Origin of the sequence: Pantoea sp. JZ29 (genome assembly GCF_035190385.1) — a bacterium.
Classification (GTDB): Bacteria; Pseudomonadota; Gammaproteobacteria; order Enterobacterales; family Enterobacteriaceae; genus Pantoea; species Pantoea stewartii.
The window spans coordinates 1,635,471-1,652,627 of record NZ_CP045241.1 but is presented as its reverse complement, the minus strand read 5'-3'; the positions used below and the strand labels follow the sequence as shown (position 1 = coordinate 1,652,627).

The window sequence follows — 17,157 nt, the reverse complement described above, 5'->3', positions numbered from 1 at the left end:
GCAGGCTGCGGCGCGTGCGTGTTTAGCGCGGCGAAACGGTGAAGATGCCGTAATCACAGCCCTCTTCCGCCGCACTCTGCGTCTGCACCGCCTGCGTTCTTACGCTGTAGCCCAGGCTTTCGGCGATCTGGTCCATGGCACCGGCAAACCAGCCGGTAAACATGTAGTCCACCTTACGGTTCACTTTGCCGTACTGATACACAAACGCGGAGTGATCGAGCCGGATGCGCGCGGTCCCCTGCTTCAGGTCCAGCGACTCGGTGGTAAAAAAGCCCCAGCCGCGCTGAGAAAGGCGTTTCATGTAGTGTTCAAACACCGCCTCACCCGAAAAACCGTGCAGTTCGGCCTCTTTCTGACACCAGTGCCAGGCGGATTTATAGCCCGCTTTGTAGAGGATCGCGGCATAGCGTTCTGCACCGATTTCCTCTTCGATGCCCATATGGTTATTCACAAAAAAGTGGCGCGGTACGTACAACATCGGTAACGCATCGGTGGTCCAGACGCCGGTTTCATCATCGACGCTGATAGGCATTTCAGGCGCATGTGCCATGGTTTAACCTCACGTGTTCACAGGAATGGGTAACGGATTTACTCGTTCCAGACATTGGCCAGCAGATTGAGCCAGTTTTCGCCCATAAATTTACGTACCTGCTTTTCGGTGAAGCCGTGACGTAACAAGGCGGCGGTTAAATTCGGGAATTCGCCCAAAGTACGAATGCCCTCCGGGTTGATGATCTTGCCGAAGTCCGTTAACTGGCGGGCGTAGCCTTTATCGTGAGTCAGCCATTCGAAAAATGCCTGGCCATGTCCCTGGGTGAAATCGGTGCCAATGCCGATTTGGTCTTCCCCGACCCGGTTAAAGATGTAGTCGATGGCTTCGACATAATCCTCGATGGTGGAGTGAATACCGTTCTTTAAAAACGGGGTAAACATGGTGACGCCAACAAAGCCGCCGTGATCGGCAATAAACTTCAACTCTTCATCCGATTTATTGCGCGGGTGATCTTTCAGACCTGACGGCAGGCAGTGTGAGTAGCACACCGGTTTTTTCGAGGCGAGGATCACCTCTTTCGAGGTTTGCGCGCCGACGTGCGACAGGTCGCACAGCATGCCGACGCGGTTCATTTCCGCCACGACTTCATGGCCGTAGCCCGAGAGCCCGCCGTCACGCTCATAGCAGCCGGTGCCGACCAGGTTCTGCGTGTTATAGGCCATCTGCACCACACCGACACCCAGTTCTTTAAACACCTGGATATAGCCAAGCTGGTCTTCAAACGCATGGGCGTTCTGGAAGCCCAGCAGAATCCCGGTTTTGCCTTCGTCCTTAGCGCGGCGGATATCGCGCGTCGTGGTGACTTTGGTGACCAGATCGGCGTTTTGCGCAATCAGGTGATTCATCTCGACGATGTTATTCACCGTGCTCTGGAAGCCCTCCCACACGGATACCGTGCAGTTGGCCGCGGTGAGTCCGCCGCGGCGCATATCTTCAAACAGCGCTCTGTCCCACTTCGCAATGACCAACCCATCAATGACAATCGCAGAATCATGCAATTCAGTCGCGTTCATATCTTCCTCTCTGGTTTACGTCATAACCGGATGCGGCCTGATGAAAACAGAATAGGGTTTACGCGCGGGCAGAATTGTTCTGAAAACGTCACTTGCCTGACCGCTGGCGCAGTTCAGGGCACAGAAAAACGGCAATACGTTGCGGGACCCGAAGCAAAAAACAGCCCCGAAAGGCTGTTTTTTGCTGACACAGTGGGGTAAGACAGGCGTCAGAGATTGCCCGGCAGCGTGACGGAGCCAAAGGTGGGTTCAAACCGCGCTTCGTTCAGAATACGCAGGGAGGTGGAGACGGTGCTTTCCTGCTGCCAGTTAGTCAGGCCGGGCAGGTCGGCCATGAAAAACTGCGTCAGCGTTTTGCCGCTTCCCTGGCTGTGAACGCCGCGCCGCTCTTCACGCGGCGGCACGCCAAGGTGTTCGCGATAGCATTTACTGAAGTGCGGCGTGGAAACAAAACCGCAGGCCAGCGCAATTTCAATAATCGACATGGAGGTTTGTTTTAATAACTGACGGGCGCGGAACAGACGCAGCTTTAAGTAGTAACGTGAGGGCGAACAGTGCAGATATTTCTGGAACAGCCGTTCCAGCTGTCGCCGGGACAGGCCCACGTATCCGGCCAGTTCATCCAGATCGATGGCCTCTTCGATATTGGCTTCCATCAGGGAAACGGCTTCGACCAGGCTGGGCTGGGCGGTGCCGAGTACATGGCGCAGGGGAATACGCTGGTAGTCGGACTCGTTGCGGACCCGGTCGCAGATAAACATCTCTGAAATGGCGGCGGTGAGCTGATGGCCAAAATGCCGTTGAATCATCGTCAGCATCATATCCATCGGTACAGTACCGCCACTGCTGGTCATGCGATCCTGCTCAATCACAAACAGCTGATTGGTGCAGATCACGCGGGGATAGGCTTCCTGCATGGAGGCTATGCATTCCCAGTGGGCGCTGCAGTGATAGCCATCCAGCAGCCCCGCTTCCGCCAGCAGGTACGGGCCGGTACAGATGCCACCAATCAGGATCTTACGGCGCGCCAGACTTTGCAGCCAGCCAATCTGTCGACTGGAATAGCTGCGGGTAATGTTGACACCGCCGACCACAATCAGGACATCCAGTGCCGGCACGTTCGCCATCGAATGGTCGGGTGTAATGGCAATCCCGTCACTGGCGACAACGGGCGCGCCCTCTTCACTGACGGTATACCAGCTGTACAGCTCCTTGCCGCTCAGCTGGTTCGCCATGCGTAAGGGTTCAACGGCGGTTGCCAGCGCGATCATGGTGAAGTTATTCACCAGCAAAAAGCCTACGCTGCGCGTTTTATTTTCAGTAGAGGAACGTTTATGAATTGCGTCTGTATCGAACATGTGCGCTGACCTCTATTAGGCTTAACAGGAACATCACCCAGGGGTATTTCACCCAACTGCTTTCCAACACCTATAGAGTAAGCAACAGCCATGCCATTCGTCACCAGGTCGCACGACGCAAAAATGACACACAGTTAACATAAGCGAAACAAATGTTTGTTCAGCTTCACAGATTTGATCATTGCAGCCCTTTCAACGCAGGCAGGCTTCATAACGGTGCACCCGCTGAACCGTTTTAGTCATATGACGGTTTTATTGCACTGTTTTGTGACGTGTTTTTCTGGCTGTTTTTTATTCTAACCCATAAGCGCAAGTAACCAAAAACCAACACATCGTTAACATTCAATCGCGTTGACCGCCAGCCCGCCGCGCGAGGTTTCCTTGTATTTATCCTGCATATCCCGTCCGGTGTCGCGCATGGTGCGAATCACTTTATCCAGCGAAATAAAGTGCTGACCGTCGCCGCGCAGCGCCATCTGTGCCGCGTTTATCGCTTTCATTGCCGCAATGGCATTGCGTTCGATGCACGGCACCTGCACCAGTCCGCCAACCGGATCACAGGTCAGACCGAGATTATGCTCCAGCGCAATCTCGGCGGCATTTTCGACCTGCTCGGGCGTGCCACCCAGCACCTCGGTCAGGCCGGCTGCCGCCATAGCACAGGCGGACCCCACCTCACCCTGGCAGCCGACTTCGGCCCCCGAAATGGAAGCATTTTTCTTGCACAGTGCGCCGATCGCCGCCGCCGCGAGCAGAAAATCGACCACATCGTCTTCGCGCGCCTGGGGTTCAAACTTCATGTAGTACATCAGTACCGCCGGGATAATACCTGCCGCCCCGTTCGTGGGCGCGGTAACCATACGCCCGCCTGCCGCATTTTCCTCATTGACCGCCAGCGCATAGAGGTTGATCCAGTCCATCGCCGACAGGGTTGAACTGATCACATTTTCCGCTGAGGCGCGGCACAGCGATCGGTAGAGCATGGGCGCTCGTCGGCGCACGTTAAGCCCTCCCGGCAGGATGCCTTCATTTTCCAGACCATTGGCAATGCACTGCTGCATCACCTGCCAGATCTGCGCCAGACCGGTCCGAATCCCGGCCTCCGTGCGCCAGACTTTTTCATTCTCCAGCATCAGTGCACTGATGCGTAACTGCCGGTCCGCACAGTGTGCCAGCAAAGCGGCGCCGCTGTTAAAGTCGTAGGGCAGCGTGCACTGTGGCACCAGATGTGCCGACGCCAGCGCCTCATCCTCATCCAGCACAAATCCGCCCCCAATGGAGTAATACACGGTCGAATGGCTTTGCCCGTTGCGGTAAAACGCGCTCAGGCGCATCGCGTTCGGATGGTAAGCAAGCACATCATCGACAAACAGCAGGTCCTCATGGCTGTCGAACGCAATGTTTTCTCCCCAGGGCAGCGTGAGGGAGCCGGTTTCATCAATCGCCTGTATCGTGCTGTTGATCGTAGCGGGATCGACGGTATCGGGTGAGGCGCCCATCAGCCCCATCAGTACCGCTTTATCCGTACTGTGCCCGCGCCCGGTGGCGCTGAGCGAACCAAACAGTTCGACTTTGATGCGGTAAATCATCCCACGATCCTCACGGTGACCGAGCGGTTCGACAAAGCGTTGTGCCGCGCGCATAGGGCCAACGGTATGTGAACTGGAGGGACCAATTCCGACTTTGAACAGATCGAAGACACTGATACTCATGTTGCGCTCCCGGGCTTATGCCTGCCGTTGAGTGAATGACAGCCGCATTATCTGCGCGGATGAAAAACAAGAGATGCCGGATAACGACGTATTTGGCGATGAATTCGCCATGTTTTGCCCTTTCTGCCGTTCCTCACCGTTCAATGTGTCCGCCTTGCGTGGGTATGTCGCAAATTGACATCGCCGGGGCGCTACCAAACATTCCGGCATCGGTGACGCTGGTTATTATCCCTCCCACATTCACTCTACCGCTGCCCTGAACGGTTCAGGCCCAAAGCAGGCGCTGCGTGGTTATCCGGGCAAGGAGAAAAGCATGTTTGCGAAGCGCGACGATATTCAAAGCTTTGACAGTGAACTGTGGCAGGCCATTGAACAGGAAGCGGTGCGTCAGGAAGAGCATATTGAGCTTATCGCCTCCGAGAATTACACCAGCCCGCGCGTGATGCAGGCTCAGGGTACGGTACTGACCAATAAATATGCAGAAGGCTATCCGGGGAAGCGCTACTACGGCGGCTGTGAATATGTCGACGTAGTCGAAAAACTGGCAACAGAACGTGCCTGTGCGCTGTTTGGTGCCGATTACGCTAACGTGCAGCCCCATTCGGGTTCGCAGGCGAATGCGGCGGTCTATATGGCGTTGTGCCAGCCGGGCGACACCATTCTGGGCATGAGCCTGGCGCACGGCGGTCATCTGACGCACGGCGCCCATGTCAGCTTCTCCGGCAAAATTTACCGTGCCGTGCAGTACGGCCTGAATGAAGCCAGCGGCGAAATTGATTATGAACAGGTCGAAGCGCTGGCGCTGGAACACCGGCCGAAAATGATCGTCGCCGGTTTCTCGGCCTACTCACGCGTCGTGGACTGGGCGCGCTTCCGCGCCATTGCCGATAAGGTCGGTGCCTGGCTGTTTGTCGACATGGCGCATGTGGCGGGCCTGGTCGCGGCGGGCCTTTATCCCACTCCACTGCCCTATGCCGATGTGGTCACTACCACCACGCATAAAACCCTGCGCGGTCCGCGCGGCGGCCTGATTCTGGCAAAAGCCAACCCCGAGCTGGAGAAAAAGCTCAACGCCGCCGTGTTTCCGGGCGGCCAGGGCGGTCCGTTGATGCATGTGATCGCCGCCAAAGCCGTCGCCTTTAAAGAGGCCATGCAGCCTGACTATACCGACTACCAGCGTCGCGTGGTCAACAATGCCCGCGCGATGGCCGACGTGTTTATGACGCGTGGCTACGATGTGGTCTCAGGCGGCACCGACAACCACCTGTTTTTACTCAGCCTGATTAAACAGGGGCTGACCGGTAAAGCGGCCGATGCGGCGCTGGGGCGCGCCAACATTACCGTCAACAAAAATGCCGTTCCCGGCGATCCACAATCCCCGTTTGTGACCTCCGGTCTGCGCATTGGCGCGCCGGTTGTTACCACGCGCGGCTTCAGCGAAGCGCACTGTCGCATGCTGGCCGGCTGGATTGCCGACATCCTGGATGTGATGAACAACGCCGACATGCTGGAGACGAAGATTGCTCAGGTGAAGCAGCAGGTGCTGTCCCTGTGCGCGGACTTCCCGGTTTACCGTTAGGCCAGGCGGCCACCGGCTTCGGTCGGCGGCGCGGTTTTATCGTCTGTCAATTCGCCCACGCGCGAGAGTTACTGGAGTAGAAATGATGCAACGCTATTCAGGATTTGGCCTGCTCAGGCACAGTCTGAGCTATCACGAGAACTGGCAGAAAGTCTGGCGCAACCCCACCCCGCAGAAACGCTACGACGTTATTATCATCGGCGGCGGGGGGCACGGTCTGGCTACCGCCTACTATCTGGCGAAAGAGCACGGCATCACCAACGTGGCGGTGCTGGAAAAAGGCCATCTTGGCGGCGGCAACATCTGCCGTAACACCACGATTGTGCGCTCCAACTACCTGTGGGATGAATCCGCAGCGCTGTATGAGCACGCCATGAAATTATGGGAAGGCCTGTCACAAGCGCTGAACTACAACCAGATGTTCTCTCAGCGTGGGGTTTATCACACCTGCCATACGTTGCAGGACCTGCGCACCAATGAACGACTGGCGAATGCCAATCGCCTGCAGGGCATCGACAACGAGATGGTTTACGGCGACCAGTTACAGAAAGAGATCCCCGCACTGGACTGCAGCAAAGATGCGCGCTATCCGGTACTGGGCGCGTCGGTGCAGCGGCGCGGGGGCAATGCCCGTCACGATGCGGTGGCCTGGGGTTATGCCCGTGCGGCGGACAGCCTGGGCGTCGATCTGATTCAGAACTGCGAGGTCATTGATATGGAAATCAGTGACGGCAAAATCACCGGCGTCAAAACCCGCCACCACGGCGTAATTAAAGCGGATCGTGTGGGGTGCGTCACCGCCGGTAACTCTGGCGTGATGGCCAAAATGGCCGGCTTTGAGTTGCCGGTTGAATCCCATCCGCTTCAGGCGCTGGTCTCCGAGCCGATCAAGCCCTTCCTGGATACCGTCGTCATGTCCAACCATGTGCATGGCTATATGAGTCAGTCAGATAAAGGTGATCTGGTCATCGGCGCAGGTATTGATGGCTGGGTCGGCTATGGTCAGCGCGGCTCCTACAGCGTCATCGAACACACCATTCAGGCGATTGTTGAGCTGTTTCCGTGCACCAGCCGTGTCCGCATGAACCGTCAGTGGGGCGGCATTGTCGACACCTGCCCGGATGCCAGCCCGATTCTCTCGTCCACCCCGGTGCGCAACCTGTTCTTTAACTGCGGCTGGGGCACCGGTGGCTTTAAGGCTACGCCTGGCTCCGGCAACCTGTTTGCCCATCAGTTAGCGCACGGCACGCCGCACCCGATTGCCGAACCCTTCGCCCTGTCCCGGTTTTATACTGGTGCGCTGGTCGATGAACATGGCGCCGCAGGCGTAGCCCACTAAGGAGTGACAACATGCTGCACATTTACTGTCCTCACTGTGGTGAGTATCGCGAAGAAGAAGAGTTTCATCCCCGTGGCCAGGCGCATATCGCGCGGCCTGCTAACCCGGATCAGTGCAGTGATGAAGCGTGGGGAACCTTTCTCTATTTCCGTAAAAACCCGCGCGGATTACATCACGAACTTTGGGTGCACAGCGCGGGATGCCGCAAATTCTTTAATCTGGTACGTGATACCCAGACCTATGAGATCAAACAGGTTTACACACTCAACGAACAGCCTGAATCCCGTGAACACGCGTAAGGAGCGGAGCGCATGAGCCAGAAGAATCGCCTGCCGTCCGGCGGCAGAATTAACCGTTCCAGTACGCTGACCTTTACGTGGAATGGCAAGCCGTATCAGGGCTACGAAGGCGATACCGTCGCCTCCGCCCTGCTCGCCAACGGCATTGATATTGTCGGTCGCAGTTTTAAATACAGCCGTCCACGCGGCATTGTCGCCGCCGGCGCTGAAGAGCCGAACGCAGTGCTACAGCTTGGCGCGACAGAAGCCACGCAGGTGCCAAACGTGCGCGCTACCCAGCAGGCCCTTTATGACGGCCTGGTCTGTTCGGCCACCAACGGCTGGCCGTCTGTCGAATCCGACCTGATGAGTCTGGTAGGCAACCTTGGCGGCAAAGTGATGCCGCCGGGGTTTTACTACAAAACCTTTATGTATCCGCAATCGATGTGGCCGACCTATGAGAAATTCATCCGCAAAGCCGCCGGTCTGGGTCGCGCGCCACGCGAGAAAGATCCCGATATCTATGACGCCATGAACCAGCATTGCGATCTCATGGTTGTGGGCGGCGGGCCTGCGGGCCTGATGGCGGCACTCGCCGCCGGTCGCAGCGGCGCCCGCGTCATCCTGGCGGATGAGCAGGATGAATTCGGTGGCCATCTGCTTGCCAGCCGGGAACTGATTGACGGCAAACCGGCGATGGAATGGGTCAACAAGGTGGTGGCGGAACTGGCGACGATGCCGGAGGTGACGCTGCTGACGCGCGCCACGGTGAATGGCTATCACGACCATAACTTTCTTACCGTTAACGAGAACCGAACCGACTACAAAGGCGATCGCGCTGCGGCGGCCCAGGTTCGCCAGCGTATGCACCGCGTCCGGGCACACTGGGTCGTGCTGGCCACCGGTGCCCAGGAGCGACCGCTGGTGTTTAGCCATAACGATGTACCGGGCTGCATGATCCCTTCAGCCATCTCCACCTACATCAACCGCTATGGCGTGGTGCCCGGGCACCAACTGGTGCTGATGACCACCAATGACAGCGCTTACCGAACCGCGCTCGACTGGGCTGATGCGGGACGCGAGGTGGTCGCCGTGGTAGATACCCGAACCGTGACCAAAGGTGAACTGGCCGCCGCTGTTCGTGGCCGCGGTATTCGAATCATCACCGGCAGTGCCGTTATTGAAGTAAAGGGCAAAAAGCGCGTCAGCGGCGTCACGATTGCCGCCCTGGATAAAAAAGGTGAGGCGATCGCCGGCAAGCCCTTTTCCCTCACCTGCGACACCGTAGCCAGCTCTGGGGGCTGGAGCCCGGTCATTCATCTGGCGGGCCATACCGGCAGCCGTCCGGTCTGGAACACGGACGTGACGGGTTTCCTGCCCGGCCCGACACATCAGAAGCAGTTGACGGCAGGCGGCATCAACGGGCGCTATGCGCTTGATAAGGTGCTGCAGGAAGGCATCAATGCCGGGCAGGACGCTGCGCTGAAGCTGGGCCTGACGCCAGTCGAGGTCGCCCTGCCCGATGTGAAAAAGTGGCTGGAACATCCGCCCGCCGCCCTGTTCCATATTCCGCACATCAAACCGATCAGCCGCGCACCCAAGCAGTTTGTGGATTTGCAGAATGACGTTACGGCCGCCGGTATCGCTCTGGCAACGCGGGAAGGGTTTGAAGCGATTGAGCACATTAAACGCTATACGGCAATGGGGTTTGGCACCGATCAGGGAAAGCTGGGCAACATCAACGGCATGGCGATTGCCGCCAAAGTGATGGGCAAGAGCATCCCCGAGACCGGGACCACGGTATTTCGTCCGAACTATACGCCAATCGCCTTTGGCGCTATCGCGGGGCGTAACTGTGGCGAACTGTTTGAACCCAAACGCTTCACCGCCATGCACCCCTGGCATGTCAGGCAAGGTGCGATGTTCGAGGATGTCGGCCAGTGGAAGCGCCCCTGGTACTACCCGCGTGCCGGCGAAACGATGCAACAGACGCTGGATCGCGAATGTCGTGCGGTGCGCAATGGCGTGGGCATTCTGGATGCGTCCACGCTGGGCAAAATTGATATTCAGGGCAAAGATGCCCGTGAGTTTATCAGCCGTGTTTATACCAACGCCTGGGCCAAACTGGGCGTCGGCAAATGCCGTTACGGTCTGATGTGCGGCGAAAGCGGCATGGTGTTCGACGATGGCGTGACGTCATGCCTGGCGGAAAACCACTTCCTGATGACCACCACCACCGGCGGCGCGGCACACGTCATGGAATGGCTGGAGTTGTACCATCAGACCGAATGGCCGGAGCTGGAAGTGTTCTTTACCAGCGTGACCGATCACTGGGCCACGATGACCGTATCCGGCCCAGACAGCCGCAATTTACTGGCTGAACTGTGCAGCGACGTCTCGCTGGACAAAGAGACCTTTAAGTTTATGGACTGGCAGGAAGGCAAGATAGCGGGCGTACCGGCACGACTCTTCCGTATCTCCTTTACCGGTGAGCTGTCGTTTGAGATCAACGTACAGGCCAATTACGGCCTGTACGTCTGGGAGAAACTCTTTGCGCACGGCGCAAAATACGATCTGACGCCTTACGGCACCGAAACCATGCATATCCTGCGCGCCGAGAAGGGATTCATCATTGCCGGTCAGGACACCGACGGCTCGGTGACGCCGCACGATCTCAATATGAGCTGGTGCGTCGCGGACACAAAACCGTTCAGCTATATCGGCAAACGCGGCATGGCGCGGGCTGACTGCGTGCGTGACCAGCGCAAACAGCTGGTCGGGCTGAAAACACGCGATCCTATGATCGTCTTGCCGGAAGGCGCACAGGCGGTGGCCGATCCTGCTCAGCCTGTCCCGATGGATATCCTGGGCCACATCAGCTCCAGCTACTGGAGCGCTAACCTGAATCGCAGCATCGCCATGGGCTTTATCAAAGGCGGGCTGTCTCGCATGGGCGAAACCGTATTCTACCCGCTGGCCGATGGCCGGGTGGTCGAAGCGGAAATCTGCAGCACGGTCTTTATCGATCCGAAAGGAGAACGTCAACATGTCTGAAACCCTCTTACCTGAAACCAAACCGGCAAAGACTGTCAGACAGGTGGCGGTTATGGATCAGTGTGCGCCTGCGCAGGTACGCGCCGAATCCCCTTTGCATCACGTCGGGCTGGACAAGCTGGCGGCCAGCCATGCGCAGCCCGGTGGCGTTCAGCTGCGCGAACAGGCGCTGCTGGGCCATCTGGTGCTGCGTGGTTCACAGCAGAACCGGAGTTTTATGCGGGGTTGCCTGACGGTGCTGGGTGTAGCGCTGCCCACCGTCCCCCTTACCTCCTGTGAAGAGGGCGACATTTCTGTGCGCTGGCTGAGTCCCGACGAGTGGCTGGTGGTTCTGCCAATGGATCAGCTGTTTCCGGTGGAAAAAGCGTTGCGCGCAGAGATTGACGGTCACTACTCCGTGGTCAACGTCAGCGGCGGACAGACGATACTGACGCTCTCCGGCAAACATGCCATTGATGTGCTGAAGAAAAGCACGGTGTTGGATCTTCATCCCCGTGCGTTCCCGGTGGGCAAAGTCGCAGGTTCGGTATTTGCCAAAAGCAGCGCACTGATCCGCCGGACCGGCGAAGACCGCTGGGAACTGGTCGTCCGTCGTAGCTTCGCCGACTACATCTGGCTGTGGTTACAGGATGCCAGTCGTGAATATGTCCTGACCATTACGAAGTAATGCCCTGTTGTGCCGGCCGGACGCGTTTCCGACGGCACGCGTTTCTCTTCTTCACAGGAGCTGCCCATGAGCGCGCTGCCCGATTCATGGATTTTTACCGCCAGTTGCCCGAGTAAACTGGGTACCGTGGATGTTGTGACCCGATTCATGGCAGAGTCCGGTCACTACATCAATGAAATACACTCTTTTGATGACAGGGTCAGTCACCATTTTTTTATTCGCGTTGCCTTTTCACCCGCCTCCCCCTTCAGTACCGACCTTTTTCGGGATAATTTCACGCCGCGCGTGATGCCCTTTGAAATGCACTGGCAACTCACGCCGCCGCAGCATCGCGAACGCGTCGCTATTCTGGTGTCTAAATTCGATCACTGTCTTAACGATCTGTTATTTCGTCACCGCACCGGCCAGCTCAATATTGATGTCCCGCTGATCATTTCTAACCATCCCGATCTCTGTTCCCTGGCCGAATGGCACGGTATTCCTTATTACCATCTGCCGGTAAATAACGCGAACCGCGCCGAACAGGAAGCCCGCATTATGGCGCTGCTGGCGCAGCATCATATCGACCTGGTAGTGCTGGCCCGTTATATGCAGGTCCTGTCACCTGCCATGTGCGAAAAACTCGACGGAAAAGCCATCAATATTCATCACTCCCTGCTGCCGGGCTTTAAAGGCGCGCGCCCTTACCATCAGGCCTGGGAAAAAGGGGTAAAAATGGTCGGCGCCACTGCCCACTATGTGAATAACGATCTGGATGAAGGGCCGATTATTACCCAGGGCATTCAGAGCGTCGATCACGCCCTTTATCCGGATGACCTGATTAGTCGTGGACAGGATATTGAGCGGGTAACGTTATTTAATGCCGTGCGTTATCACGTCGAAAAACGGGTGTTTTTAAGCGGCAAACGTACGGTGGTGTTCAGCTGAATGAAAGGAAAGGCGACTGATAGCCGCACTCTTGCACCACAGGAAAACAGGGATTGTCAGGGATGAGCGAAACGATGTCCGTTAACTAAAACAGAGCCAGCCCGGCGTGCTGAGGATGGCATTAACAACAACGAACAAATCGCGAGGAAATGATTATGGCAGACGCCAGAGATCCCATGCTGCCTGACGGGGACGTCGCACCTTATGATACTGATTATCAGGTGGGGCAGGACAATATCGTGGTAAATGTTGGCCCCTTCGGTCTGGATATTCACAACCGGGTATTTGTTCTCTCCGGGATGGTCATTATTGCCTTTATCGTTTTAACGCTCGTCTTTCAAAGTGATGTGGCACCGCTGTTTAAAGGAATGCTGAACTGGCTGACCACCCGACTCGACTGGTTCTTTATCAGTGCCGGAAATATTTTTGTTCTTCTCTGTCTCGGCCTGATTATTTCCCCCCTCGGTAAAGTGCGCCTCGGCGGCACGCTGGCCCGCCCTGACTACAACTACGTGACCTGGTTCTCCATGCTGTTTGCCGCCGGAATGGGCATTGGCCTGATGTTTTATGGCGTTTCCGAGCCTTTGTCGCACTTCTCCAGCTCAATGGGTGGCACCGTTGTGGAAAACGGTGTACGTACCGACTGGGCTCCCCTGAATGGCGCAGTTGGCGCGGCCGACAATGCGCAGCAGCTGGCGATGGCCGCCACGATTTTTCACTGGGCGCTGCATCCCTGGGCCATTTACGCCTTTCTGGCATTAGGTCTGGCGCTGTTCTCTTTCAATAAAGGTTTACCGCTGACGATCCGCTCGCTGTTTTATCCGCTGTTGGGCGACGCGGTGTGGGGCTGGCCGGGACACATCATTGATATCCTGGCTGTACTGGCGACGCTGTTTGGTCTGGCAACCTCGCTGGGGCTGGGCGCTTCCCAGGCGGCGTCCGGCCTGAATTTTCTGTTTGATGTGCCATTAGGACAAACTACGCAGATTGTCCTGGTGATCGTCATCACCGCGATTGCCACCTTTTCGGTGGTGGCCGGGCTGGATGTCGGCGTACGGCGGTTATCTGAAGCCAACATGATTCTGGCTGGGTTACTGCTGCTGTTTATCATTGTGGTCGGCCCTACCCTGATTTTGTTTAGCGGTTTTTTCTCTAACCTGGCTTCCTATCTTGCGTTTTTGCCCGCCCTGTCGAATCCGGTTGCCCGCCCTGACAGCAATTTTGCCGCAGGCTGGACCTCGTTTTACTGGGCATGGTGGATCTCATGGTCGCCCTTTGTCGGGATGTTCATTGCACGCATCTCGCGTGGTCGCACGGTGCGTGAATTCATGATCTCGGTACTGCTGGTGCCGTCACTGGCCTGCGTGCTGTGGATGACGGTGCTGGGCGGCACCACCATTCATCAGTATTTCACCGAAGGCTATCAGAGCATTGCCGATGCTGTTCTGCCGCTGCAGTTGTTCACCATGCTGGATACGTTGCCGCTGGCAAAAATCACCTGCGTGGTGGCGATTATTCTGGTGGTGGTGTTTTTTGTGACGTCGGCGGATTCGGGCACGCTGGTCATCGATATTATTGCTTCCGGTGGCAAGATCGACTCTCCCACTTCACAACGCGTGTTCTGGTGCGTGTTTGAAGGGCTGGTTGCGATAACGTTGATCCTCGGCGGTGGGCTGGATGCGCTACAGGCGATGGTGGTCTCGACCGGGCTGCCGTTCGCACTGGTCTTGCTGATCGCCTCAGTCGCGGTGGTGAAAGGACTGATGTCAGAACCGCGGCTGGCACGTTCTGCCCCTGCGGTGCGTAATCAATAAGTCAGCGTTGAGCGGACCGCGCAGGTCAGGCTGTCCGCTGTGGCAGAAAAGGAGGTCACCGTGCAGTCAGCCCATCAGGAAATTATCGACTTCATTCAGCGCTATCCGCCGTTTGACACCTTACCGCTCACGGCGCTGGCGCGCATCGCCGCGCACATTGAGGTCAGCTATTTCAAAGCCGGAACGCCTGTTCTCACCTTTGGCCAGCCTGTCGATGCCTGGTATGTGATTCGCAGCGGCGCGGTGGAAATCTACCGACGCAATGGCGATCTGTATAACCGACTGACGGCCGGGGGCTATTTTGGCGAGTTTGGTTTGTTGCGCGAAAACAGCGTACGCTTTCCGGTGACCGCGCTGGAAGATACGCTGACTTACCTGATCCCGGCCCCGATTTTTAATGCGCTGTTTCGCAAATACGAGGAATTTGCCGATTTAGTGGAAGTGGAGGACCGCACCCGTCTCCGGCAAACCGTGGCGCGCACAGAAGAGGCTAACGGCCTGATGGCCTCCCGCATTGAGGCGCTGATTAGCCGACCGCCCGTTACCCTCGACAGCCGGGCCACGGTGCGCGACGCCGCGGTGAAAATGAGTAAAGAGGATGTCTCCTCGCTGTTGATCGTGACGCCGATGGCAGAAGTTAACCCCGCCGTCAGGCCGGCGCTGACCGGCATCGTGACGGATAAAGACCTGCGTGAGCGGGTCATCGCGGGTGGACTCGGGTTTGAGACACCGGTGAAGGCGATCATGACCGCACCGCTGAACCATGTGGAACATTATCAGCTGGTGTCTGAAGCGATGCTGACCATGATGCAGCACAATATTCATCATCTGCCGGTGATGAAAAACGGCTGTCCTGTCGGCGTGATTTCACAATCGGACATTATCCGCTACGAGTCGCAAAACAGCCTGTTTATCGTCAGCCGTATTTTTCACTGCCAGCGCCCGGACGAACTGAGCGCCCTGAAAAACGAGGTGCGTGCCTGTTTCAGCCGCATCGTACGTGAAGATGCCAACTCGCAGATGACTGGCCGCGCCATGGCGGTCATTGGTCGCAGTTTCACGCAGCGCCTGCTGGCGCTGGCCGAGGCGGAACTGGGGCCGCCGCCGGTCCCCTACTGCTTTATCACCCTGGGTTCGATGGCCCGCCAGGAGCAACTGCTCGTCACCGATCAGGATAATGCCCTGATCCTGGATAACCGTTATGACCCGCTGCGCCATGCGCCCTATTTTATGGCGCTGACCCGACGCGTGAGTGACGGGCTGGACGCCTGCGGCTATCGCTACTGCAAAGGAAATATCATGGCGACAAACAGCCGCTGGTGTCAGCCGCTCTCCGTCTGGGAACGCTATTTTGATGAGTGGATCGATTCGCCCTCACCGCAATCACTGCTGGACAGCGCGATTTTCTTCGACCTGGACGCCGTCTGGGGCCAGGTGGAATGGGGAGAACAGCTTAACCAGCGTATCAGACACAAAGCGCGGCACAACGCCCGTTTTCTCGCCTGTCTGGCGCGCAATGCCTTGCTGCGAAAGCCGCCGCTGGGGTTCTTTAAAAACTTTGTGATGGAGCCCTCCGGCCAGCATACGCAATCCATTGATATGAAACGGCGCGGAACGGCCCCGCTGGCCGATCTGATTCGTGTGCATGCGCTGGCGGCGGGCGCAACGGCGCATAACTCCTTTGATCGGCTGCAGACGATTATGCAGGCCGACATTTTGCCCCACGGACGCGGTCAGGATCTGCGGGATGCGCTGGAGTTTATTTCGATGGTGCGCATCCGCCACCAGGCGCAGGATGTGGAGAACGGTCAGGAACCGGACAACCGGATTGAACCGCTTAATCTGTCTGACTTTGAGCGCAAGAATCTGAAGGATGCCTTTCAGATCCTCAGCAATGCGCAAAAATTTTTAAAATATCGCTATCAGCCAGGGCGGAGCGTTTAATGCTGCATATCAATAAAGCATTGCTGTCGCCCTGTGTCCGCGCCCGCCAGGACAGCGTGCTGCCGCAGGACTGGCCCGCCGTCCTCGCCAGACGGGCCAGGGAAACGCGCCATGCCGCGCTGAAAAACTACTACTTGTCTGGCATGCCGTCACCCGATACACCGTTGTCCGACGTTCCCTTACTGGCGATGGATTTTGAAACCACCGGCCTGAATCCTCAGCATGATGATATTGTCAGTATCGGTTTACTGCCGATGAGCCTGTCGCGCATCCGTATCCAGGGCAGCCAGCACTGGATACTGAATCCGCGTGCCGACCTGCGAACAGAGTCGGTGGTTATTCACGGCATCACACATTCCGCAATTGCCCGCGCCCCGGACCTGAATGCTGTGCTGCTCAGGCTGCTGGCAATGATGGCGGGAAACGTGATGGTGGTCCATCACAAAGGGATTGAACAGCCTTTTCTGGATGCAGCATTTAAAAAGCGCATTGGCGAAGGCATTGTGTTCCCCTGTATCGATACGCTGGCGCTGGAGGCGCGCGTTATTGCGGCACAGCGGCAAAACGGCTGGCGACAGAAATGGTGGCGACCGCGCCCCCGACTGTCGTTGCGCCTGTCTGACTGTCGGGCCCGTTATCATCTGCCGCACTATCCGGCCCACAACGCGCTGACCGATGCGCTGGGCTGCGCCGAACTGTTGCAGGCGCAGATTGCGCATCATTTCTCAGCCAGCACGTTGCTTGGCGATCTTGGGTGACCCGTCGGGTCACGCTTTCTCTGACGTGTTGACACCGCAATGGGTGATAAGCACTTCCCCTGCGATGCTGCACAGTCCCTTGTCTGCTTCGCGCCGATGCCGCCCTCGCTATGCGGAGGAATGCTTATGTCGCAGTTTTATGCGCCGCCAGCGAGGCCATC

Annotated in this window: 13 protein-coding genes; 9 read left to right on the top strand and 4 right to left on the bottom strand. The window is 57.3% G+C overall.

Translation table 11 applies throughout. The features are described 5' to 3' along the window. Positions 1-22: 22 nt before the first annotated feature. From GC090_RS07720 to GC090_RS07705, 4 genes are all read right to left on the bottom strand, one after another. Positions 23-550 carry a DUF5943 domain-containing protein gene (locus GC090_RS07720; protein WP_033740376.1) on the bottom strand — a complete coding sequence of 176 codons (528 nt, stop codon included), beginning with the start codon at positions 548-550 and terminating at the stop codon, positions 23-25. 38 nt (positions 551-588) lie between these two features. Next, a complete protein-coding gene (locus GC090_RS07715; protein ID WP_033740378.1) occupies positions 589-1,566 on the bottom strand; it encodes a dipeptidase in 978 nt (325 codons plus the stop codon). A gap of 209 nt (positions 1,567-1,775) precedes the next feature. Continuing rightward, positions 1,776-2,924 carry a choline metabolism transcriptional regulator GbdR gene (locus GC090_RS07710; protein ID WP_033740379.1) on the bottom strand — a complete coding sequence of 383 codons (1,149 nt, stop codon included), beginning with the start codon at positions 2,922-2,924 and terminating at the stop codon, positions 1,776-1,778. A 335-nt stretch (positions 2,925-3,259) separates the two neighbouring features. Beyond that, entirely contained in the window at positions 3,260-4,636 is a 1,377-nt protein-coding gene (locus tag GC090_RS07705; protein ID WP_058701614.1) for an L-serine ammonia-lyase, read from the bottom strand. A gap of 313 nt (positions 4,637-4,949) precedes the next feature. Between GC090_RS07705 and glyA the strand changes: the two genes are divergently transcribed. The 9 genes from glyA to GC090_RS07660 all read left to right on the top strand — a co-directional run bounded on the left by glyA (position 4,950) and on the right by GC090_RS07660 (position 16,996). After that, positions 4,950-6,215: a serine hydroxymethyltransferase gene (glyA, locus tag GC090_RS07700; protein WP_039338062.1), complete on the top strand. Its 1,266-nt coding sequence runs from the start codon at positions 4,950-4,952 to the stop codon at positions 6,213-6,215. A gap of 85 nt (positions 6,216-6,300) precedes the next feature. Then, positions 6,301-7,554, top strand: coding sequence for a sarcosine oxidase subunit beta family protein (locus GC090_RS07695; protein WP_133745468.1), 1,254 nt, complete (start codon positions 6,301-6,303; stop codon positions 7,552-7,554). Positions 7,555-7,565: 11 nt separating this feature from the next. Beyond that, positions 7,566-7,853, top strand: coding sequence for a sarcosine oxidase subunit delta (locus GC090_RS07690; RefSeq protein ID WP_033740381.1), 288 nt, complete (start codon positions 7,566-7,568; stop codon positions 7,851-7,853). 12 nt (positions 7,854-7,865) lie between these two features. Beyond that, entirely contained in the window at positions 7,866-10,886 is a 3,021-nt protein-coding gene (locus GC090_RS07685; RefSeq protein ID WP_324021277.1) for a sarcosine oxidase subunit alpha family protein, read from the top strand. After that, positions 10,879-11,553, top strand: coding sequence for a sarcosine oxidase subunit gamma (locus GC090_RS07680; protein ID WP_324021275.1), 675 nt, complete (start codon positions 10,879-10,881; stop codon positions 11,551-11,553). Before GC090_RS07685 ends, GC090_RS07680 begins: the two co-directional genes overlap by 8 nt. Before the next feature lie 66 nt (positions 11,554-11,619). Then, the gene (gene purU, locus GC090_RS07675) at positions 11,620-12,480 is read left to right on the top strand and encodes a formyltetrahydrofolate deformylase (RefSeq protein ID WP_164482139.1); all 861 of its coding nucleotides are present in this window, start codon (positions 11,620-11,622) and stop codon (positions 12,478-12,480) included. Positions 12,481-12,635: 155 nt separating this feature from the next. Then, positions 12,636-14,294, top strand: a complete 1,659-nt coding sequence (locus GC090_RS07670; RefSeq protein ID WP_039338067.1) for a BCCT family transporter — start codon at positions 12,636-12,638, stop codon at positions 14,292-14,294. A 60-nt stretch (positions 14,295-14,354) separates the two neighbouring features. Beyond that, positions 14,355-16,238, top strand: a complete 1,884-nt coding sequence (locus GC090_RS07665; protein WP_033740948.1) for a DUF294 nucleotidyltransferase-like domain-containing protein — start codon at positions 14,355-14,357, stop codon at positions 16,236-16,238. Beyond that, entirely contained in the window at positions 16,238-16,996 is a 759-nt protein-coding gene (locus GC090_RS07660; protein ID WP_033740392.1) for a 3'-5' exonuclease, read from the top strand. The genes GC090_RS07665 and GC090_RS07660 overlap by 1 nt, the downstream gene beginning before the upstream one ends. The last annotated feature ends 161 nt before the right edge of the window (positions 16,997-17,157 follow it).

Bases quoted from the DNA above. Each gene is read 5' to 3' on its own strand.
- GC090_RS07720 (WP_033740376.1), bottom strand. From the start codon at position 550: ATGGCACATGCGCCTGAAATGCCTATCAGCGTCGATGATGAAACCGGC.
- GC090_RS07715 (WP_033740378.1), bottom strand. From the start codon at position 1,566: ATGAACGCGACTGAATTGCATGATTCTGCGATTGTCATTGATGGGTTG.
- GC090_RS07710 (WP_033740379.1), bottom strand. From the start codon at position 2,924: ATGTTCGATACAGACGCAATTCATAAACGTTCCTCTACTGAAAATAAA.
- GC090_RS07705 (WP_058701614.1), bottom strand. From the start codon at position 4,636: ATGAGTATCAGTGTCTTCGATCTGTTCAAAGTCGGAATTGGTCCCTCC.
- glyA (WP_039338062.1), top strand. From the start codon at position 4,950: ATGTTTGCGAAGCGCGACGATATTCAAAGCTTTGACAGTGAACTGTGG.
- GC090_RS07695 (WP_133745468.1), top strand. From the start codon at position 6,301: ATGCAACGCTATTCAGGATTTGGCCTGCTCAGGCACAGTCTGAGCTAT.
- GC090_RS07690 (WP_033740381.1), top strand. From the start codon at position 7,566: ATGCTGCACATTTACTGTCCTCACTGTGGTGAGTATCGCGAAGAAGAA.
- GC090_RS07685 (WP_324021277.1), top strand. From the start codon at position 7,866: ATGAGCCAGAAGAATCGCCTGCCGTCCGGCGGCAGAATTAACCGTTCC.
- GC090_RS07680 (WP_324021275.1), top strand. From the start codon at position 10,879: ATGTCTGAAACCCTCTTACCTGAAACCAAACCGGCAAAGACTGTCAGA.
- purU (WP_164482139.1), top strand. From the start codon at position 11,620: ATGAGCGCGCTGCCCGATTCATGGATTTTTACCGCCAGTTGCCCGAGT.
- GC090_RS07670 (WP_039338067.1), top strand. From the start codon at position 12,636: ATGGCAGACGCCAGAGATCCCATGCTGCCTGACGGGGACGTCGCACCT.
- GC090_RS07660 (WP_033740392.1), top strand. From the start codon at position 16,238: ATGCTGCATATCAATAAAGCATTGCTGTCGCCCTGTGTCCGCGCCCGC.